The organism is Streptomyces sp. NPDC056361 (assembly GCF_042262805.1).
GTDB lineage: Bacteria > Actinomycetota > Actinomycetes > Streptomycetales > Streptomycetaceae > Streptomyces.
Genome location: NZ_JBHJQI010000008.1, coordinates 50,553 through 69,377, shown reverse-complemented (window position 1 = coordinate 69,377; position 18,825 = coordinate 50,553). Strand labels below are relative to the sequence as shown.

17 protein-coding genes are annotated in these 18,825 nt (G+C 74.7%); 7 read left to right on the top strand and 10 right to left on the bottom strand.

All coding sequences use genetic code 11. The features are described 5' to 3' along the window. Positions 1–104 precede the first annotated feature (104 nt). Positions 105–2,225 carry a glycogen debranching protein GlgX gene (gene glgX, locus ACFCY7_RS04440; protein ID WP_376481212.1) on the top strand — a complete coding sequence of 707 codons (2,121 nt, stop codon included), beginning with the start codon at positions 105–107 and terminating at the stop codon, positions 2,223–2,225. On the opposite strand, the gene ACFCY7_RS04435 is transcribed toward glgX, so the two are convergent. Beyond that, positions 2,200–3,429: an MFS transporter gene (locus ACFCY7_RS04435; protein WP_376481271.1), complete on the bottom strand. Its 1,230-nt coding sequence runs from the start codon at positions 3,427–3,429 to the stop codon at positions 2,200–2,202. The two genes, glgX and ACFCY7_RS04435, sit on opposite strands and share 26 nt — an antisense overlap. 90 nt (positions 3,430–3,519) lie before the next feature. On the opposite strand from ACFCY7_RS04435, the gene treY reads away from it, so the two are divergent. Continuing rightward, positions 3,520–5,886: a malto-oligosyltrehalose synthase gene (gene treY, locus ACFCY7_RS04430; RefSeq protein WP_376481210.1), complete on the top strand. Its 2,367-nt coding sequence runs from the start codon at positions 3,520–3,522 to the stop codon at positions 5,884–5,886. Positions 5,887–5,920: 34 nt separating this feature from the next. Here the strand turns inward: treY and ACFCY7_RS04425 are convergent, their stop codons facing one another. The 3 genes from ACFCY7_RS04425 to ACFCY7_RS04415 all read right to left on the bottom strand — a co-directional run bounded on the left by ACFCY7_RS04425 (position 5,921) and on the right by ACFCY7_RS04415 (position 8,418). Continuing rightward, positions 5,921–6,400, bottom strand: a complete 480-nt coding sequence (locus tag ACFCY7_RS04425; protein ID WP_376481209.1) for a hypothetical protein — start codon at positions 6,398–6,400, stop codon at positions 5,921–5,923. Between the two features lie 103 nt (positions 6,401–6,503). Next, complete coding sequence (locus ACFCY7_RS04420; RefSeq protein ID WP_376481270.1) at positions 6,504–7,565, bottom strand: cytochrome P450; 1,062 nt, start codon at positions 7,563–7,565, stop codon at positions 6,504–6,506. A gap of 304 nt (positions 7,566–7,869) precedes the next feature. After that, positions 7,870–8,418, bottom strand: a complete 549-nt coding sequence (locus ACFCY7_RS04415; RefSeq protein ID WP_367821147.1) for an FHA domain-containing protein — start codon at positions 8,416–8,418, stop codon at positions 7,870–7,872. Between the two features lie 253 nt (positions 8,419–8,671). On the opposite strand from ACFCY7_RS04415, the gene ACFCY7_RS04410 reads away from it, so the two are divergent. The 3 genes from ACFCY7_RS04410 (at position 8,672) to ACFCY7_RS04400 (ending at position 12,295) form a co-directional block, all read left to right on the top strand. Continuing rightward, positions 8,672–9,589, top strand: a complete 918-nt coding sequence (locus tag ACFCY7_RS04410) for a GNAT family N-acetyltransferase (RefSeq protein WP_376481268.1) — start codon at positions 8,672–8,674, stop codon at positions 9,587–9,589. A 61-nt stretch (positions 9,590–9,650) separates the two neighbouring features. After that, positions 9,651–11,402: a malto-oligosyltrehalose trehalohydrolase gene (gene treZ, locus ACFCY7_RS04405; RefSeq protein WP_376481267.1), complete on the top strand. Its 1,752-nt coding sequence runs from the start codon at positions 9,651–9,653 to the stop codon at positions 11,400–11,402. 32 nt (positions 11,403–11,434) lie between these two features. Continuing rightward, positions 11,435–12,295: an alpha/beta fold hydrolase gene (locus ACFCY7_RS04400; RefSeq protein WP_376481208.1), complete on the top strand. Its 861-nt coding sequence runs from the start codon at positions 11,435–11,437 to the stop codon at positions 12,293–12,295. A gap of 6 nt (positions 12,296–12,301) precedes the next feature. On the opposite strand, the gene ACFCY7_RS04395 is transcribed toward ACFCY7_RS04400, so the two are convergent. The 4 genes from ACFCY7_RS04395 to ACFCY7_RS04380 form a co-directional block, all read right to left on the bottom strand. Next, positions 12,302–13,444 (bottom strand): aminopeptidase P family protein, encoded by a 1,143-nt coding sequence (locus ACFCY7_RS04395; RefSeq protein ID WP_376481206.1) that lies wholly within the window; start codon positions 13,442–13,444, stop codon positions 12,302–12,304. 77 nt (positions 13,445–13,521) lie between these two features. Beyond that, positions 13,522–14,481, bottom strand: a complete 960-nt coding sequence (locus ACFCY7_RS04390; protein ID WP_376481205.1) for a hypothetical protein — start codon at positions 14,479–14,481, stop codon at positions 13,522–13,524. A 49-nt stretch (positions 14,482–14,530) separates the two neighbouring features. Next, positions 14,531–15,412, bottom strand: coding sequence for a LysR family transcriptional regulator (locus ACFCY7_RS04385; RefSeq protein WP_376481203.1), 882 nt, complete (start codon positions 15,410–15,412; stop codon positions 14,531–14,533). 13 nt (positions 15,413–15,425) lie between these two features. Continuing rightward, entirely contained in the window at positions 15,426–15,950 is a 525-nt protein-coding gene (locus tag ACFCY7_RS04380; RefSeq protein ID WP_376481201.1) for a tetratricopeptide repeat protein, read from the bottom strand. Between the two features lie 96 nt (positions 15,951–16,046). Between ACFCY7_RS04380 and ACFCY7_RS04375 the strand changes: the two genes are divergently transcribed. Continuing rightward, positions 16,047–16,784 (top strand): hypothetical protein, encoded by a 738-nt coding sequence (locus ACFCY7_RS04375; protein ID WP_376481200.1) that lies wholly within the window; start codon positions 16,047–16,049, stop codon positions 16,782–16,784. A 20-nt stretch (positions 16,785–16,804) separates the two neighbouring features. Here the strand turns inward: ACFCY7_RS04375 and ACFCY7_RS04370 are convergent, their stop codons facing one another. Both ACFCY7_RS04370 and ACFCY7_RS04365 read right to left on the bottom strand, forming a co-directional pair. Continuing rightward, positions 16,805–17,170, bottom strand: a complete 366-nt coding sequence (locus tag ACFCY7_RS04370; protein WP_376481199.1) for a peptidoglycan-binding protein — start codon at positions 17,168–17,170, stop codon at positions 16,805–16,807. Positions 17,171–17,337: 167 nt separating this feature from the next. Beyond that, the gene (locus tag ACFCY7_RS04365; protein WP_376481198.1) at positions 17,338–17,964 is read right to left on the bottom strand and encodes a nucleoside/nucleotide kinase family protein; all 627 of its coding nucleotides are present in this window, start codon (positions 17,962–17,964) and stop codon (positions 17,338–17,340) included. Between the two features lie 422 nt (positions 17,965–18,386). On the opposite strand from ACFCY7_RS04365, the gene ACFCY7_RS04360 reads away from it, so the two are divergent. Beyond that, positions 18,387–18,794, top strand: a complete 408-nt coding sequence (locus ACFCY7_RS04360) for a VOC family protein (RefSeq protein ID WP_376481196.1) — start codon at positions 18,387–18,389, stop codon at positions 18,792–18,794. The last annotated feature ends 31 nt before the right edge of the window (positions 18,795–18,825 follow it).

The following is an 18,825-nucleotide window of genomic DNA, read 5'->3' as shown; positions in this document are numbered from 1 at the left end:
ACCCGGTAGGACGGGGCGAAGTCCTAGGAGGTTGCGCCTCTTTCGGGCAGGATCTGGCCAAAGAACACCACCTGAACCCGGACAGAAGAGGAAGATTCGTACCCATGCAGGTCTGGCCGGGACAGGCGTACCCCCTGGGCGCCACCTATGACGGAGCGGGAACCAACTTCGCGGTCTTCTCGGAGGCCGCCCACAGGATCGAGCTGTGTCTGCTCCACGACGACGGCTCGGAGACGGCGGTGGAGCTGCGCGAGACGGACGCGTTCGTCCGGCACGCGTACCTGCCGGGCGTGATGCCGGGCCAGCGGTACGGGTTCCGGGTGCACGGCCCGTACGCCCCGGAGCGGGGACTGCGCTGCAACGCGGCGAAGCTGCTCCTCGACCCGTACGCGCGCGCGGTGTCCGGGCAGGTGAAGTGGGGCGAGGCGGTGTACGGGTATCCGTTCGGGCGGCCGGACGCCCGCAACGACCTGGACTCGGGCCCGCACACGATGACCTCGGTGGTCGTCAACCCGTACTTCGACTGGGGCGACGACCGGCGCCCGCGCACCGAGTACCACCACACGGTGATCTACGAGGCCCACGTGAAGGGCCTGACGATGCTCCACCCGGACCTCCCCGAGGAGCTGCGCGGCACGTACGCGGGGCTCGCGCACCCCTCGGTGATCGGCCATCTGAAGGAACTGGGCGTCACGGCGCTGGAGCTGATGCCGGTCCACCAGTTCGTGAACGACCACCGGCTGGTGGACGCGGGCCTTTCCAACTACTGGGGCTACAACACGATCGGCTTCTTCGCCCCGCACAACGCGTACGCGTCCTGGGGCGACCGGGGACAGCAGGTCCTGGAGTTCAAGTCGGCGGTGCGGGCGCTGCACCAGGCGGGCATCGAGGTCATCCTCGACGTGGTCTACAACCACACCGCCGAGGGCAACCACCTGGGCCCGACGCTCTCCTTCCGGGGGCTGGACAACCCCTCGTACTACCGGTTGTCGAACGACCCCCGGTACTACACGGACACCACGGGCACCGGGAACTCGCTGCTGATGCGCTCCCCGCACGTACTCCAGATGATCATGGACAGTCTGCGGTACTGGGTGACCGAGATGCACGTGGACGGCTTCCGCTTCGACCTGGCGGCCACCCTGGCCCGCCAGTTCCACGAGGTGGACCGGCTGTCGTCGTTCTTCGACCTGGTGCAGCAGGACCCGGTGGTCAGCCAGGTGAAGCTGATCGCCGAGCCGTGGGACGTCGGCGAGGGCGGCTACCAGGTGGGCAACTTCCCTCCGCTGTGGACCGAGTGGAACGGCAAGTACCGCGACTGCGTGCGGGACCTGTGGCGGGGCGAGCCGCGCACGCTCGCCGAGTTCGCCTCCCGGCTCACCGGCTCCTCGGACCTCTACCAGGACGACGGGCGGCGCCCGCTCGCCTCGGTCAACTTCGTGACCTGCCACGACGGTTTCACGCTGCGCGACCTCGTCTCGTACAACGACAAGCACAACGAGGCGAACGGCGAGGGCAACCGGGACGGCGAGAGCCACAACCGCTCCTGGAACTGCGGCGTGGAGGGCGATACCGAGGAGGTGGGGATCACCGAGCTGCGCGCCCGCCAGACGCGCAACTTCCTCGCCACCCTGATGCTGTCGCAGGGCGTGCCGATGCTCAGTCACGGCGACGAGTTCGGGCGGACGCAGGGCGGCAACAACAACGCCTACTGCCAGGACAACGAGGTGTCCTGGGTGCGGTGGCCGAAGGAGAACAGCGAGACGGAGGGCACGCTGCTCCGCTTCACGCGCGCGATGGTCCGGCTGCGGCACGACCATCCGGTCTTCCGCCGCCGCCGCTTCTTCCACGGGCGGCCGGTGGAGGGCACCCACGACGAGCTCACCGACATCGCCTGGTTCACGCCCGAGGGCGAGGAGATGACGTCCCGCGACTGGCAGGCGGCGCACGCCCAGGCGCTGACCGTCTTCCTCAACGGCAACGCCATCTCGGAGCCGGGCCCCCAGGGCGAGCGGATCGCCGACGACTCCTTCCTGCTGATGTTCAACGCCTCCTCGAAGGAGCTGGAGTTCGCGGTCCCGGACAGTCACGGACGCTGCTGGCGGATGGTCGTCGACACCTCCGACCCGGAGGGCATGCCGCCGCAGGAGGGCCCGGAGCTCGCGGCCGGCGAGCGGGTGTCGCTGGCGCCGCTCAGCCTCACCGTCCTGCGCCGGCCGGCCTGACCTCCCGTACGCCGGTGGCGGGGGCCGTCACCCGCACCGACCAGGACAGCACGGCGCAGGCCGCGGCCGCCCCCACCGCCACCGCGAAGGCGGCGGGGGCGCCGTGGGTCTCGGCGAGCCGGCCGGAGAGCGCCAGGGCGAGGGCCTGACCGCCGACGATCCCGCTGGTCAGGAAGGCCATGGACTCGGCGAGCCGGGCGGCCGGCACGGTCCGCTCGGTGAGCCCGAAGACGGTGATCAGATGCGGGGCGTAGGCGGCGCCGAGGACCACCACCACCGCGTACAGCGCGCCGAGGGAGCCGGCGAACAGCAGGGGCACGGAGAGCACGACGAGCCCGGCGGTGGCCGCGCGCCAGCGGGTCGTCAGCCCGACGCGGGCGGGCACGGCGGCCATCGACAGCCCGACGGCCGCGCTCATCACCCCCATGGCCGCGTAGACGAGACCGGCCTGGGCGGGCGCGCCGAGCTCCTCGGTGAGCGCGGTGATCCCCGCCTGGGAGGCGCCGAACATGGCGCCCTGGAGCACCATCGTGCCGCGCAGGGCGTACGCCGATCCCGGCAGCCGCGTCCGTTCGGCGGCACTCTTCCGGGTGGAAGCGGAGGGTTCGGGGGCGGTGGCGCGGGCGGTGGGGTGCAGGGCGAAGGCGGAGCCGCAGACGACGAGCAGGAGCGCGGCCGCGAGGAGGGCGGCGGCCGGGTGGGCGAGCGCCGCGGCGAGGCCGACGAAGGCCGGGCCGAGGACGAAGGAAACCTCGTCGAGGGTGCCCTCGAAGGAGAGCACCGCGCCGACGAGCCGGTCGTCCGCCCCCGACCGGCGGGCGAGGGCCACCGACCGGGTCCGGGCGAGCGGGCCGACCTGGGGCACGGTGGCCCCGGCGAGCACGCCGAGCGCCATCAGTCCGCCGGTGGGCGCATGGGCGAGCGCGGCCAGGACGAGGGCGGTGACGGCGACCGCGTTGGCGAGGGAGGCGGCGAGGACGACCCCGCGCTGCCCGTGCCGGTCGGCGAGGCGGCCGACGAGGGGTCCGGCGACGGTCTGCCCGGCCGCGAGCGCGCCGCCCGTGAGGCCCGCCGTGGCGAGGGAGCCGCTCGTCTCGGCGACCAGGAGGAGGCTGCCGAGCTGGCACATGGCGGTGGGCAGCCGGCCGAGGAAGGACACCACCGGGAGGGCCGGGCCGAGCAGGGACAGCGTGTCGCGATACATCCGGAGCATCACGCGAACGTAACGCGATGCACACGAACGGGTGCATGGGGCGATGACACAGAAGCCCTCCGACGGGGTACGTACGTTCGCATGACCTCTCTCCCGGTCCCGCCCGAACCGTCCGCGCCGTCCACCCCCGCCGTCCCCACCGCGACCTACCGGCTCCAGCTCCAGCCGGAGTTCCCCTTCGCGGCCGCCGAGCGGGCCGTGCCGCACCTCGCCGGGCTCGGGGTCTCGCACCTCCACCTGTCGCCGGTCCTGGAGGCGGTGCCCGGCTCGACCCACGGCTACGACGTGACCGACCACCGGTCCGTACGGGCCGAGCTGGGCGGCGAGGAGGGGCTGCGGGCGCTGGCCGCGACCGCCCGGGCGCACGGCCTCGGCCTCGTCGTGGACCTGGTGCCCAACCACATGGCGGCCTCCCCGCGGCACAACCACGCCCTGCGCGCCGTGCTCCGCGACGGCCCCGACTCGCCGTACGCCCGCTGGTTCGACATCGACTGGCGGGCCGGCGACGGCCGGCTGCTGCTCCCGGTCCTGCCCGCGCGGCTCCCGGAGGTACGGGACCGGCTACGGGTCTCCGGCGGGTCCCTGCACCTGGACGGGCAGGAGTTCCCGCTCCGCCCGGGCACGGAGGGGCTGCCGCTCGACGAACTCCTCGACGCCCAGTGGTACCGGCTCGGCTGGTGGCGCCTGGCCCGCACCGAGCTCGACTACCGGCGCTTCTTCACCGTCTCGGAGCTCATCGGGGTGCGGGTCGAGGACCCCGGGGTGTTCGCGGCGACCCACGCGAAGATCGTGGAGCTGGTCGCGGACGGGGTGATCGAGGGGCTGCGCATCGACCACCCGGACGGGCTCGCCGACCCGCAGGGCTACCTGGAGGACCTGGCGGCGGCGACCGGCGGGCGCTGTTGGACGGTGGTGGAGAAGATCCTCACCGGTCCCGAGACGCTGCCGTCGGCCTGGCCGGTCGCCGGCACCACCGGGTACGACGCGCTCCGGCAGCTCGACGGCGTGTTCACCGACCCGGTCGGCTACGACGAACTCGCGGACGTGTACCGGGAGTTCGTGGGCAAGGCCGCCGACCGCGGCGGCCGATGGGAGGCGACCGCGCGGCGCGCCGCGTACGAGGTGGTGACCCACGACCTGGCCTCCGAGACGGCCGCGCTGACCCGGATCGCGGGCCGGATCTGCGCCGCCGATCCCGCGCTCCGGGACCACGCCCCCTGGGCGCTCGCCACCGCGGTTCGCGAACTCCTCGTCCGCGTACCGGTCTACCGCCCCTACCGGACCGGCGGCGAGGAGGTGCTGACCCCGGAGGCGGCGCGCGGCGCGAAGGCCGCTTTCGCGGTGCCGGAGGAGGCGACGGCGGTCGACGTGGTACGGGACCTGGCGCTCGGGTTGCGGGGCGACGGGCCCGAACACCGGGCGTTCCGGGCCCGGTTCGCGCAGACGTCGTCGGCGCTGCGGGCCAAGTCCGTGGAGGACACCGCCTTCTACCGGTACACCCCGCTGCTGTCGGCGAACGAGGTGGGCGGCGACGCGGGGCGCCCGGCGGTGCCGCCCGCGGAGTTCCACGCGTACTGCGGGCGGATCTCACGGGACTGGCCGGCCGCCGGCACCGTGCTGTCCACGCACGACACCAAGCGCAGCGCCGACGTCCGGGCCGCCATCGCGGTGCTCGCCCAGTGCCCGCGGGTGTGGGCGGGCCTCCTCGCGGAGGTCGCGGAGGTGCCCGCGCCGGATCCGCACGTGGCGTGGACGGCCTGGCAGACGGCCTTCGGCTTCGGCACCCCGGACCCGGACCGGCTCGTGCCCGCGATCCTCAAGTCCGTGCGGGAGGCGGGGCTTCGGACCAGCTGGACCGAGCCCGACGCCGGATACGAGCGGGCGGTCGCCGACTTCGCCGCGGCCGGCCCCGGCCGGATCCCGCTGCGGACCGCCTCGGAGGCCGCCTTCGCCCTGGAGCCCCACATCCGGGCGCACGCGCTCGGCGCGGCCCTCGCCCAGCTGACGATGCCGGGGGTGCCGGAGCTCTACCAGAACACGGAGCGGGAGTACCGCGCCCTCGTCGACCCGGACAACCGGGCCCCGTTCGCAGTCGGCCCGGACGACGACCGGACGGCGCTGGTCCGGGCCGCGCTCCGGCTGCGGCGGGACCGCCCGGAGGTGTTCGGCCCCGGCGGCACCTACACCCCGCTGGCGGCCGAGGGCCCGGCGGCGGCCCACTGCCTCGCCTTCGCCCGCTCGGGGGCGGTGGTGACGGCCGTCACCCGGCTGTCCCTCCGCCTCGCCGAGGCGGGCGGCTGGCAGGACACCGAGCTGGTCCTCCCGGAGGGCCGCTGGGCGGATCTCCTGGACGGCGTACGGGAGTTCACCGGCGGCCCGGCGACCGAGCTCAAACTCGCGGAGCTCTTCGCGGACCGCCCGGTGGCGCTGCTCGTACGGACGGGGTGAGGCGCCTCCGGCGGCCTCGGGCGGCTGCGGAGGGTCAGGAGCGGGAGGCTCGCGAGACCTCGCACTTGGTGTACTCGGAGCCGTCGCCGGTGCCCGTGTACGGGGTGGTGAGCTCGGCCTTCTCGGAGGCACCGGCGGCGACCGCGATGGCGGTCTTCGTGGCGGAGGCCGGGGTCGCGGTGCCGCCCGTGAACTTCATGGTGACGCTGTAGTCGTAGTCGAGCACGCCGTCGTTGTTCACGGTGATCCGGGCGACGAGGTTCTTGGACGCGGCGTCGTACGTGCACTCGTTGATGGTGATGTCGCGCTCGGCCTTCCTGGCGCTGCCGGAGCCGCCGGACACCGAGCCGCCGGACGTGCCGGAGGTGCCGTCGTTGTCGTTGCTGCTGCTGCCGTGCGAGCCGCTGCCGGAGCTGCTGCCGCCGCAGCTGCCGCCGTGCGAGCCGCGGGCACCGGTCAGGGCGACGACCGCGATACCGAACACAGCGATGGCGCGGACATGACGAAGCTTCATGTGTGGATCCCCGTTGGAAGTGTGGCGCGAAAGCGCTCCTTGACGAGCGCACGTCACCCTAACAGCGGTCGCGGGGGCCTCCCGCCCCCGCCCGGGACCCGCCTCAGCCGCCCGGGCGGACGATCAGGCTGCGCGGGGCACGGGTGATGAGGCCGGTGAAGACGGGCCGGAAACCGTCGGCGAGACGCAGCCCGGGCATCGCCTCGAAGAGGGCGCGCAGGGCGAACTCGGCTTCGAGACCGGCGAGGAGGACGGCCGGGCAGCGGCCGCTGCCGTAGGTGAGCTGGCCGGGGTCGTCGCGGAACGGATCGAAGCGGTCGGGCTCGCGGAAGCGCTCCGGGTCCCGGCCCGCCGAGCCGATGAGCAGGGCGACGGACGCGCCCGCCGGGACGGTGCCGCCGCTCACCACGACCTCGCCGCGGGTCCGGCGCATCGCGATCTGCACCGGCGGGTCGCGGCGCAGCGACTCGGTCCAGGCGCGGGCCACGAGCCCGGCGGGGGCGTCGCGGAGCGCGGCCACCAGGTCGGGGTCGGTGAGCACGTTGGCGAGGAAGGACGCGAGCGCCTTCTCCCGTACGGCGATCTGCCCGCCGCACTCCCCCGCGAGCGCTCCGGCCGCCCGGCCGCGCACCAGCCGCATCATGTCCCGGTACGGCACGCCGACGGCGGCGGCGACGGTGCCGGCGGGCAGCCAGTGGCAGAAGTCGGCCACCAGGTCCGCCTGTCGGCGTTCGGCGATCCGGCGGGCGAGGACGTACGCGGTGCGTTCCGCGACGGCGGCCAGCGCGTTCACCCCGATGTCGACGTGGGCGTCGTCGCAGGGCGGGTCACCGGGCCGGTGCCCGTGCGTGAAGCGGCTGTCGGTGAGGGCCACGGCGACGTCCGCGTACCGGCTCAGGACCCACGCCCTCAGCAGCGGGTCGTACGTGAGCGGGAACTCCTCGCGCAGGGTGCGGTGGATCGCGTGCGGGTCGCGCGAGGCACCCGGATCGAGGGGGCTCGGCGCGACGGTCCGCCCGGACGGCCCCGCGGGCCCGGCCGCCGCCGGGTCGGCCGCGGTCCGCACCCGGCCCGGCACGGAGCCGCCGGCGGGGGTACGGGGCGGAGTGCCGGTCCGGGCGGGCGTCGCGGCGGGTCCGGCGCCCGACGGCGCCGCCGGCGCCATCGACGGAATCCGGGTCCACGGGTCGCCCGGCGCGTCGGTCCGGGGCGCCCACGGGTCGCCCGCCGGTTCCGGCGGCTCGTTCCCTATGCCCCGGTTCGGCTCGTCGCTCATCGCGCCCCCTGTCGATCGGCGGTGGGTGCCGCGGCCGGAGAACGTGGCGCGCGTCCCCCCAGACCATCACCGGACGGACCCGGCCGCCCGCCACGTACGGCCGAACGGGTGAACGGACTCGGGGGCGGGGGCGGCTCGGGGCCTGGATCGCGGCCGGGATCCGGATCGGGCCGGGGCTCGCGTCGGGCTCGGCTCAGTCGTGCGACAGCCGAAACGACATCTGGCCGAATCCGACCACGTCGCCCGGCCGGACGACCACGGCGCCGGTGACCCGGCGGCCGTTGACGGTGGTGCCGTTCGTCGAGCCGAGGTCGCGCAGCACCCACATCCCGCCCTGGAGGGAGAGTTCGGCGTGCAGCCGGGAGGCGGTCTCGTGGCTGAGCCGCAGCCCGTTCACCGGGTCGCGCCCGATCCGCAGCGGGTGCGGGCCGGGACGGGGCATCAGGAGCTTCGGCAGCCGCTCCGCGTGCCAGGCGCGCCCGAGGCGGGCCGTGAAGGCGGACATCCGCTCGACCGCGCCCACCACCCGCTTGGTCCAGGTCCCCTCGGTCCGCAGGTCGGCGGTGAGCAGCTGGAGTTCGTCGGACCTGCGGGCCTGGAGCGCGCGCTCCATCCGGAAGACGAAGGTGTCGTGCGAGATGCGGCCCTGCGCGGCGCCCTCACGGAGCAGCACCAGCGCGCGGTCCCGCTCGGCGTCGGTCAGCCGAGGGGAGTTCGCCGGAAGCTCGAAAGGGGTCGTCACATGCATGATTGTCCGTCCGCCGGGCCCGCAGTGTCCAGAAGCGGCCCTGGCCAGCGAATATCCGTACCGGTCGCCCCGGGATCGCTGCTACGGTCCGCTGTCTCCGCACCACGGATCCCCAGGGGGAAAACCCGACGTGACCACGTCTTCTTCGTCCGCTTCCTCGTCCGATTCACGGGCTGCCTCCGCGTCCGCTTCCCCGGCCGCGCGCGCCCTCGTCATCCGTCCGCTCGCCGGACCGGAGGAACTCGACCTGTTCCTCCGCCTCTCCTACTCGCTCGACCACGAACTCGCCGACGACCTCGCGGCCGGGCGCCGGCTGCCGGAGTGGATGTGGGTCGCGCTCGACGGCGACCGGCTGCTCGGCCGGCTCTCCTGGTGGGCGAAGGCGGCCGGTTCCGCGCCGCAGGCGCTCGACTTCCTCGACCTCGACCCGGGGCTTCCGCCGGAGGAGCGCGTCGACGTCGGCCTGCGGCTCCTGGAGACGGCCACGGCCGCCGTGATCCCGGCCGGGGCGCGGCGCCCGGAGTTCGAGCGGTACATGCCGGCGGACTGGCGCGACGTGCCGGAGACCCGCTCCCTCCTGGAGTCCGTGTTCGGCGTGCTGGAGCGGGCGGGGGCCCGCCCGCTGGTCGAGCGGCTCCGCCTGGAGTGGCTGCCCGGCACGCCCGTGCCGGAGCCGGAGGGCCGCCTGGAGTTCCGGCCGGTGCGGGACCGCGAGGACCTGGTGGCCCTGATGACTCCGGTGATGGAGGGCACGCTCGACGCGCACGGGAAGGCCGATCTGGCGGCGGGCCTGTCGGCGCGGGAGGCGGCGGAGCTGCACTACGACGAGGAGCTCGCGCAGTACACCTCGCCCCGCGCGTGGTGGCGGGTGGCCCTGGCGCCTGAGAGCGGCGAGCCCGTCGGCTTCGTCGTCCCGGCGCGCAACAACTACAACCACACGATCGCGTACATCGGCGTGCTGCCCGCGCACCGCGGCCGGGGCCACGTCGACGACATCCTGGCGGAGGGGACCCGCGTCCTGGCCGCCGTCGGCGTGCCCCGCATCCGGGCGGCGACGGATCTGGGCAACGTGCCGATGGCGGCGGCCTTCGCCCGGTCGGGCTATGCCGCGTTCGAGCGCGCGATCAACTACGTGTGGGACGCGCCGGGCGCGTCGGGGTCCTGACTGCCAGGATGGACGCGGCAGTCATGCGGTGAGTGGCTGGTCCGTCGACGAGGGGATTCCCGTGCTCTTCGAGGTGTGGGCGCCGAGCGCCCGTGACCGGGTGGTGCTGGCACTGAACGGCACCGACCATCTCCTGGAGCGGGACCCCCGACGGGACGGCTGGTGGTCCGGTGTCGTGCCCGCCGAGGACGGCGACCGCTACGGCTTCGCCCTCGACCACCGGTCCGTCCTGCCGGACCCGCGCTCGCGCAGGCTCCCCGACGGGCCCGACGGCCTGAGCGCGGTGGTCGACCACTCCGCGTACGCCTGGCGCCACGAGTCGCCGCGCCTGCGGCTGCGCAGCGCCGTCCTGTACGAGCTGCACGTCGGCACCTTCACCCCGGAGGGGACCCTGGACGCGGCGGCCGCGCGGCTCGGGGAGCTGGCGGGCCTCGGCATCACCCATGTGGAGCTGATGCCGCTGTGCCCGTTCCCCGGGGTGCGGGGCTGGGGGTACGACGGGGTGGCGCCGTGGGCGGTGCACGAGCCGTACGGCGGCCCCGAGGCGCTGAAGCGGTTCGTGGACGCGGCGCACGGGCTCGGCATGGGCGTGGTGCTCGACGTGGTGCACAACCACCTGGGCCCTTCCGGCAACCATCTCCCCTCCTTCGGGCCGTACTTCACGGAGACCCACCACACGCCGTGGGGCGCGGCGGTGAACCTGGACGCGCCGGGCTCGGACGAGGTGCGGGCGTACTTCCTGGGCAGCGCGCTCGCCTGGCTGCGGGACTACCGGATCGACGGGCTGCGGCTCGACGCGGTGCACGCGCTCGCGGACACCCGTGCGCTCACCTTCCTGGAGGAACTGTCTTCCGCAGTCGACGAGTTGGCGAAGGAGCAGGGTCGCCAGCACTTCCTGATCGCCGAGTCCGACCTCGCCGACCCGCGCACGACGACTCCGCGCACGCTCGGCGGCCTCGGCGTCCACGCGCAGTGGAACGACGACTTCCACCACGCGCTGCACACCGCCCTCACCGGCGAGTCCCAGGGCTACTACGGCGACTTCGCCCGCGCCCCGATGGCGGCGCTCGCGAAGACGCTCACCCACGTGTTCTTCCACGACGGCACGTACTCCACGTTCCGGGGCCGCCACCACGGCCGGCCGGTGGACCGCGAGCGCACCCCCGCCCACCGGTTCCTCGGCTACGCGCAGACCCACGACCAGATCGGCAACCGGGCGCTCGGCGACCGCCTTTCGGAATCCCTCTCCCCCGGACTGCTCGCCTGCGCGGCGACCCTCGTGCTCACCGGCCCGTCCGTGCCGATGCTGTTCATGGGCGAGGAGTGGGGCGCGTCGACGCCCTGGCAGTACTTCACCGACCACACGGACCCGGAGCTCGCGGAGGCCGTACGGCAGGGCAGGCGGCGGGAGTTCGCGGCGCACGGCTGGGCGGCGGCCGACGTCCCCGACCCTCAGTCGCCGACGACCCGCGACCGCTCGGTCCTCGACCGCGCCGAGCGCGAGCGCGACCCCCACAACCGGCTCCTCGCCTGGCACCGCCAGCTCATCGCGCTCCGCCGCACCCTTCCCGACCTCACCGATCCCGACCTGTCGGGCATCAGGGTCGCCTTCGACGAGCTCGCCCGCTGGCTCGTCTTCCGCCGCGGCGACCTGCGCGTGGCGGTCAACCTCGGCCGCGAGCCCGTCGTCATCCCCCTCGGCACCAACGGCCGCGACCGCGTCCTCGCCTCCTGGGACCCGGTCGACGGCCCGGACGCGGACGGGGTCCTCCGCCTCCCCGGCGAGTCCGCGATCGTCCTGACGGACGGCTGACCGCCCGGCCCGCCTCGGTGGATACTCTCCGAATGACCTCCATCTACCGCACCGAGGCGGGCAGGGACCGGATACGGGACTGGTGCTCCGCCCGGCTCGACGCGTGGCAGGTGCCGCACGAGCGGGACGTCTTCAGCGCGGGAGGCGCGGCGACGCACGTGGTGGCGACCGGCTCCCCGGGCCCTGCGGGAACGACGGTCGTCCTCGTGCCCGGCACCGACTTCAACGCCGCCGCCTCCCTGCCCCTCGCCGACGCCCTGCTCGCGGCCGGCCACCGGGTCGTGCTGCTCGACGTACCCGGCCAGCCGGGCCTGAGCTCCGACGAACGCTCCCTGGCCAACGGCAAGTTGAGCTGGTACGGCACCTGGCTCGACGAGGTCGTGAACCAGGTCGGGGACGGTCGGCCCGTCACGGTCCTCGGCCACTCCTTCGGCGCCGCCGTAGCCCTGTCCGCCTCCTCGGCGCACATCGAGCGGCTGGTCCTCGTCTCCCCCGGCGGCCTGTCCTCGCTGCGCCTGCCGCCCGCGCTGCTCGCCGCCTCCGCCGCCTGGTACCTGCGTCCCACGCCCGCGCGCAGCGCCCGGCTGCTGCGTGCGCTGCACGCGCCCGGCCGCGAGCCCCGGGCGGAGCTGGTGGAGTGGATGACGCTCGTCGCCCGGCACGCACGCTCCAGCGGGGCTCCCGGGCTCGCGGAGTCGCGTGCCCGGAAGGTGCCGATGACGGTCGTGACCGGGGAGCACGACGTGTTCCTGCCCCCGGAGCGGCTGCGGCCTGCCGTCCGCCGCCGGCTGGCCGGGGTGGAGCTCGGGGTCGTGCCGGGCGCGGGGCATCTGGTGGTGGAGGAGTTCCCGGAGCGGGTGGCCGCGCTGGTCGCCCCGGCCCCGGCCCGGTAGGCGGGGCTATTCGACGAGGGCCATCTCGTGCGGGGTGTTGTTGAAGCGGTGGCCGGCGCCGTCGTCGGTCGCGGTGACGATGTCCTCGATGCGGACGCCGAAGCGGCCGGGGAGGTAGACGCCGGGTTCGATGGAGAAGCACATGCCGGGGACGATGGGGAGTTCCTCGCCCTCGATCATGTACGGGGGTTCGTGGGTGGTGACGCCGATGCCGTGGCCGGTGCGGTGGATGAAGTACTCGCCGTAGCCGGCGTCGGTGATGACCTTGCGGGCGGCGCGGTCGACGTCCTGGCAGGCGACGCCGGGGCGGACCGCCTCGAAGCCGGCCTGCTGGGCCTCGCGGACGAGGTCGTGGACGCGCTGTTCCTCGTCGGTGGGCTCGCCGACGTGGACGGTGCGGGTGGTGTCGGAGCCGTAGCCGTGCTTGAGGCCGCCGAAGTCGAGGACGACCATGTCGCCGCGCTCGATGACGCGGTCGCCGGCCTCGTGGTGCGGGTTGGCGCCGTTGGGGCCCGAGCCGACGACGGTGAAGTCGACCTGGGAGTGGCCGAAGCGCATGAGGAGCGCGGCGAGGTCGGCGGCGACGTCGGTCTCCTTGCGGCCGGCGAAGCGCACCTTGAGGATCTCGCCGTACGCCTGGTCGGCGGCGGCCCCTGCGGCGGCGATCCGGGCCAGCTCGTGCGCGTCCTTGACGCCGCGGAGCATCGGAAGGGCCTCGGTGAGGGAGACGTACGACGTGCCGGGCAGGGCCTGCTGGAGGCCGAGGAGGTGCATGGCCCAGGCGTTGTCGCTGACGCCGAAGCGGCCGTCGACGTCGAGGAGCGGGGCGGTGACGGCGTAGGGGTCCTTGCCGTCGGTCCAGTCGCGCAGGGTGAGCGCGGCGGCCCCGGTGGCCCGCTCCGCGTCGGGCGCCTCCAGGGTGGGGACGACGAGGACCGGCTCCTGTCCGGCGGCGAGGACGAGGACGGTGAGCCGTTCGGTGATCGCGGTGGGCTGGTAGCCGGTGAGGTAGACCAGGTCGGGGCCGGGGGCGACGAGCACCCCGGCGAGCCCGGCGTCGGCCGCGGACTCGGCGGCGCGGGCCATCCGCGCCCGGTAGTCGTCCGCGGTGAAGGGCACGACCTCTTCGGTGGCGTGGCTGCTCGGCATGGGTGCTTCTCCTCGGCGTCCTCGTCCGATGCGTCGTACAGCATCCTGCCGGGCGTCGGCGCGGCCCGCGACCGGGATCAGCGGCGGTCCGGGCCCTGGGCGATGAGCCGCTCCAGGAGGTCGTGGAAGTCGTCGCCGACGACGATCCGCAGGTCGCCCTGCTCCTCGTCGTGCTCGCTGAGCTGGGTGAGGGTGCCGTCGCGCCACCAGAAGACGTACGGGCTGATGGCGCCGGGCACGTCCTCGTACCCGGAGGCGGCGAAGGAGGCCATCGCGCCGAGGGCCGGGATGATCGAGGTGTCGCGGATGGGGTGGAAGGCCAGCTGGTGGCGGAAGGGGAAGGCGACGAGGGCGCCGTGCTCGCCGAGCGGGACGCCGGTCACGCGGCGGACCACGCCGTCGAGGTCGAGGACGCGGCTCGCGGTGTAGAAGGAGTCGCCGAGGATGATCTCGAAGCACATACCGTCGGCGTCGCGGACGGTCTCGTGCTCCTCGACGGGCAGCCCGCGCAGGTTCCGCAGGGCCCGGTCGCGGAGCTGGGCGTGGTCGCCGAGCCGTTCGAGCGCCTCGTCGGTGAGCATCATGACGCTCTCCGGGAGGTCGAGCGCGAGGATCTCGTACAGCCCGGGGGCGACGGTCCTGGCGTAGCCGAAGGCGGCGGCGTCGATGCCGTCGCCGCTGACGACGCGGGGGTAGAGCTGGGCGCGGATCTGCTCGGGCGGCAGGGTGTCGAGGGCGGAGGGGCCGTCCATGGCGCGCACGACGAGGCCGATGTGCCGGTGGATCATGCCGGGCCAGACGCGGGGGCCGCGGCGGTCCTGGTGGCAGACGGCGGCGAGGTTCCCGAGCCCGAACCGCCGGCCCTTGTCGTCGACGACGTGGTCGGCGAAGACGGTGACCTCGAGGCCGAGTTCGGCGAAGGTCTCGCGGACCCGGCCGCGGAAGACCGCGGCCTCGCGCTGGGAGAAGTAGGCGAACTCGGGGTCCCTCGGTGCGTCGTCGCCGTCCCGCCTGGGTCCTCGTCGCAGCCACCCCACGCCTGCCCGCCTTCCGTCGCCGTTGCGCACAGGGTAGCGACTGCGGGTGTCAGCTCTTGAGTCGTCGGGTGAACTCGGCCACGGGTCCGACCGCTTCGCGCCGTTCGCCGGCCGGGAGCAGGAGTTCGGTGCGGTGCACGAGCCGGGGTGCGACGAGCGGGACGGCCGCGGCGCCGGGGACCCCGCCGGCGACGGGGAGGGGCAGCAGCGCGAGGCCGTGGCCGGCCGCGGCCAGGGCGGCGAGGGTGCGGGTGTCGGTGCCCTCGTAGCGCAGGGCGGTACGGAAGCCCCGCCCGGCGGGCCCGCCGTGGACGGCCCGCAGCCGGTCGAGGGGCAGGCCTGCGGCGGGGGCGTCGAGCCAGCGGGCGTCGACGAGGTCGTCGAGGCGGAGGCCGGTGCGTCCGGCGAGCGGATGGCTGGCGGGCAGGACGACGGCGAGGGGTTCCTCGGCGACGCCGGTCGCGGCGAGCGGGGCGACGTCGGGGAGCCGCAGGGGGTCGCTGGGCGCGGCGATGCCGTCGACGAGCCCGGCGTCGGCCTCGCCGGTGGCGACGGCGGCGGGCACCCGGTCGCGCGGCAGTCCGCGCAGGGTGACGCCGGTGGCGGGGAGCGCGGCGAGGACGCGGGGGTGCAGGGCGAGCGGGGAGGCGGCGACGTGCAGGGTCGCGCGGGGCGCGGCCGCGAACCGGTCGAGGTCGGCGCGGGCCGCGTCGAGGCGGAGCAGCAGCGCCGTGGCGTGTTCGAGGAGCCGTTCGCCGGCCGGGGTGGGCGCGACGGGCCGCCGGGTGAGCAGCGGCAGTCCGAGGTCGTGCTCCAGGGCGGCGACGTGCTGGGAGACGGCGGACTGGGTGTAGCCGAGTGCGCGGGCCGCCTCGGAGAAGGAGGCGAGCCGGGCGACGGTGACGTAGGTGCGGAGCAGGTGCGGGTCCATGGGCGTGCGGCGCTCAGGACCCGTCGGGGGCGGTGAGGAGGGCGCGGGCGTAGTGGGCGAGGGAGCGGTTGTAGCGGGGCAGCAGCGGGGCGAGGGCGCCGAGGGCGAGGGCGGCGGCCTCGCGGTCGCGGCCGGTGTCGGCGAGGGCGAGCGCGAGGAACGCGTCGACGGCTCCGCCGAGGGCGGCTTCGTCGGCGTCGAGCCGGTCGGCGGGGATGGCCCGTTCGGCGGTGAGCAGTTCGACGCTGCGGTCGGGCCGGCCGAGGTTGCGCAGGCTGCTGGCGAGCTGGATGACGGCCCGGCGCCGGCGCGGTCCGGTGAGGCCGTGGTCGAGGGCGCGCCGGTAGAGCGCGACCGCTTCCTCGGGCAGGCCGGTGGAGTCGTGGGCCGCGCCCCGCTCGAAGAGGGCGGCGGCGTCGTCCTCGGGCCGCTCGTCGGCGAGTTCGGCGACGCGGGCGCGGAACGCGGCGGGTTCGTGGTCGTCGAGCCGCTCCCAGAGCGCGGTGACGCGGTTCTCCCAGTCCTGATCGTTCGTCATGCGGCCAGCCTATCCAGCCGGGCATAAGCAACCGTGATGCGCAGTGCAGGAATCATCGTTGGACGTGAACCGCGGGTGCCGCCCAGCATGGTCGCCATGACCACCGACACGCTTCCCCACGCCCCCCGCACGCCCCGCATCGCCCTGGTCGGCGACCGTTCCCCGCACGTCAGGTCGCACGTCCGCGTCCCCGTCCTCCTCGACGCCCTCGCGGAGCGGGACGGCCTCGCCCTCGACGCGTACTGGATCCCGACCGGGGACGCGGAGGCGCCCGGCGCCGTGAAGGGCTTCGACGCGGTGTGGGTGCTGCCGGGGAGCCCGTACGCCAGTGAGGCGGGGGCGCTCGCGGCGATCCGCACCGCCCGTGAGGACGGCATCCCCTTCCTCGGCACCTGCGCCGGCTTCCAGCACGTCCTCCTGGAGTTCGCCCGGGACGTCTGCGGCCTGGAGCGGGCGGCGCACGCCGAGAACGACCCGGCGGCCGACCCGGACGACCTCCTCGTCGCCCCGCTCGCCTGCTCCCTGGTCGGCCACGAGGGTCCCGTACGGGTCACCCCCGGCTCCCTCGCCGAGCGGGCCCTCGGCGCCGAGCGCACGACCGAGCGCTACCACTGCGAGTACGGCCCCGACACCCGCCACCTCGACACCCTCACCGCCCACGGCCTGCGCTTCACCGGCACCGACGGGGAAGGCGCCGTCCGCATCGCCGAACTCCCCTCCCACCCCTTCTTCCTCGCCACCCTCTTCCAGCCGGAACTCGCGGGCGACGGCACCCGCCCCCACCCGCTGGTCCGGGCGCTGGCGGTGGCGGCGGCGACGCACGCGGCGGGTTAGCCGCCACCGGGAAGCGTGGATCAGCAGGCGTATCCGCCGCCGTAGTTGCTCCAGAAGTCCAGCGCGGCCCAGGTCTTGGGGCCGACGATGCCGTCGACACCGGTGTTGGCGCAGCCGCTGCCCTGGAACTTGATCACGGCGTTGTAGGTCTGCTGCCCGAAGACGCCGTCCACGGCGATGTTCGTGTTGGTCATGGCGGTGTTCAGCTCGCACTGCAGGGCCTTGACCGACGGACCGGTGTCGCCGTACTCCAGCATCGGCTCCGAGGTGGAGTACATCCCGCAGTTCATGGGGCTGGTCGCCGCGGCGGCGGACGTGGCGGTCGACAGGCCCATGCCGGCGAGCAGGGCGGTACCGGCGGCGGCGAGGGCGAGCTTCTTGATCACGAGGATCCTTTCCTGACGGGATGTCGCCAGGAGCGTTCCACGGCCCGGAGCCGCCGCACGGCGCTGCGCCGTCCCGGATGCGGAACCGGGACGTCCCTGGGACGCGCGGGACGACGCGGGGCACCGTCCACCGGCCGTCCACCAGCCGGTCGCAGGCCGACCGCAGGCTACGCCATCGTCACGACCAGGTGCGCCCGGCCCCGACCGCGCGCCACCAGGCGGGCGTTGGCCTCGTCGGAGTCGTGGACCCAGCGCTCGGCGCGGGCCCGGTCCTTGCCGAAGCGCACATGGCGCTCGACGAGCCGGGGGACGCGGCGGGCCGCGTCCAGTTCCAGGTACCAGGCCTCGTCCAGGAGCGGCAGGACGGCGGCCCAGGGGCCCTCGTCGTGCAGCAGGTAGTTACCCTCGGTGACGACGAGCGGCACGTCGGCGGGCACCGCTATCGACCCCGCGACGGGCTCCTCGATCGTCCGGTCGAAGGCGGGGGCGTAGACCGTCGTGCCGGGGACGGGCGTCCGCAGCCGGGCGAGGAGCGCGGTGTACCCGTCGGCGTCGAACGTGTCCGGCGCGCCCTTCCGGTCCGCCCTGCCCAGCCGTTCCAGCTCGGCCTGCACCAGGTGGAACCCGTCCATCGGCACGAGCACGGCGAGCCCTCCCAGCCGGCCGACGAGCCGCGCGGCCAGCGTGGACTTCCCCGCACCGGGGGCCCCGGCCAGCCCCAGCACACGACGGCCGCCGAGCTCGGCGAGATCCCGCGCGCGGCCCACGAGCCGGTCGAACCCCTGTGCGTCCATGCGGGGGATTGTCCCACCGTGACCGCCCGAACGGCAGTGCCCCGGGCCCCTCCCCTGCTCGCTCCCCCGGCCGCCGGGAAGGCAGTACCCCGGGGCCGGCTCCTCCCCGGCCCCGGCCCCGGCCCTCGGCCGTCCGGCCGACAGGACCCCCGGGGCCGCTCCGCCGACCCCTCGGCCGCCCGGGCGGCAGCACCCCGGGCCGCCCCCTCCCCCGGCCCTCGGCCGTGCGCCCGCAGGACCCCCAAGCCGCTCCGCCGCCCCCTCGGCCCTTCCCTCCGTCCCTCCCGCCACACCTTTCCCGACCCTTCCCTTCGCCCCTCCCCCGACCCTCGCTCCGACCCTCGATAGGGAGAGGGTCCGGCCGGGGGTGACGCGGGTCGACGCGGATGGTTCCCACCGGTTCCGCGTATTACGTTGGGTTAATGCCGTCCATCGCACTTGTGACCCTCGTCGTCCGTGAATACGACGAGGCCATCGCCTTCTACACCGACGCAGTCGGCTTCGAGCTGGTCGAGGACACCGACCGGGGTGACGGGAGCCGCTGGGTCGTCGTCCGCCCCCGCAGCGCCTCCGGGTTCGGCGGTCTGGGCAACGCGGGCCTGCTCCTGGCCCGGGCCAAGAACGACGCCGAGGCGGCCTCCGTCGGCAGCCAGACGGGCGGCCGGGTCGGCTTCTTCCTGCACACCGAGGACTTCGCCGGCGACCACGACCGGATGACGGCCGCCGGAGTGAAGTTCCTGGAGGAGCCGCGCCACGAGCCGTACGGCTCGGTCGCCGTCTTCGAGGACCTGTACGGCAACCGCTGGGACCTGCTCCAGCCCGCCGCGTAGCACCCCGCCTTAATTCGGTGTCGCCCGCGCG

What these genes read in the sequence shown, in the direction of transcription:
- glgX (WP_376481212.1), top strand. Translation starts at nt 105, where the DNA reads ATGCAGGTCTGGCCGGGACAGGCGTACCCCCTGGGCGCCACCTATGAC.
- ACFCY7_RS04435 (WP_376481271.1), bottom strand. Translation starts at nt 3,429, where the DNA reads ATGTATCGCGACACGCTGTCCCTGCTCGGCCCGGCCCTCCCGGTGGTG.
- treY (WP_376481210.1), top strand. Translation starts at nt 3,520, where the DNA reads ATGACCTCTCTCCCGGTCCCGCCCGAACCGTCCGCGCCGTCCACCCCC.
- ACFCY7_RS04425 (WP_376481209.1), bottom strand. Translation starts at nt 6,400, where the DNA reads ATGAAGCTTCGTCATGTCCGCGCCATCGCTGTGTTCGGTATCGCGGTC.
- ACFCY7_RS04420 (WP_376481270.1), bottom strand. Translation starts at nt 7,565, where the DNA reads ATGGCGCCGGCGGCGCCGTCGGGCGCCGGACCCGCCGCGACGCCCGCC.
- ACFCY7_RS04400 (WP_376481208.1), top strand. Translation starts at nt 11,435, where the DNA reads ATGACCTCCATCTACCGCACCGAGGCGGGCAGGGACCGGATACGGGAC.
- ACFCY7_RS04395 (WP_376481206.1), bottom strand. Translation starts at nt 13,444, where the DNA reads ATGCCGAGCAGCCACGCCACCGAAGAGGTCGTGCCCTTCACCGCGGAC.
- ACFCY7_RS04385 (WP_376481203.1), bottom strand. Translation starts at nt 15,412, where the DNA reads ATGGACCCGCACCTGCTCCGCACCTACGTCACCGTCGCCCGGCTCGCC.
- ACFCY7_RS04380 (WP_376481201.1), bottom strand. Translation starts at nt 15,950, where the DNA reads ATGACGAACGATCAGGACTGGGAGAACCGCGTCACCGCGCTCTGGGAG.
- ACFCY7_RS04375 (WP_376481200.1), top strand. Translation starts at nt 16,047, where the DNA reads ATGACCACCGACACGCTTCCCCACGCCCCCCGCACGCCCCGCATCGCC.
- ACFCY7_RS04365 (WP_376481198.1), bottom strand. Translation starts at nt 17,964, where the DNA reads ATGGACGCACAGGGGTTCGACCGGCTCGTGGGCCGCGCGCGGGATCTC.
- ACFCY7_RS04360 (WP_376481196.1), top strand. Translation starts at nt 18,387, where the DNA reads ATGCCGTCCATCGCACTTGTGACCCTCGTCGTCCGTGAATACGACGAG.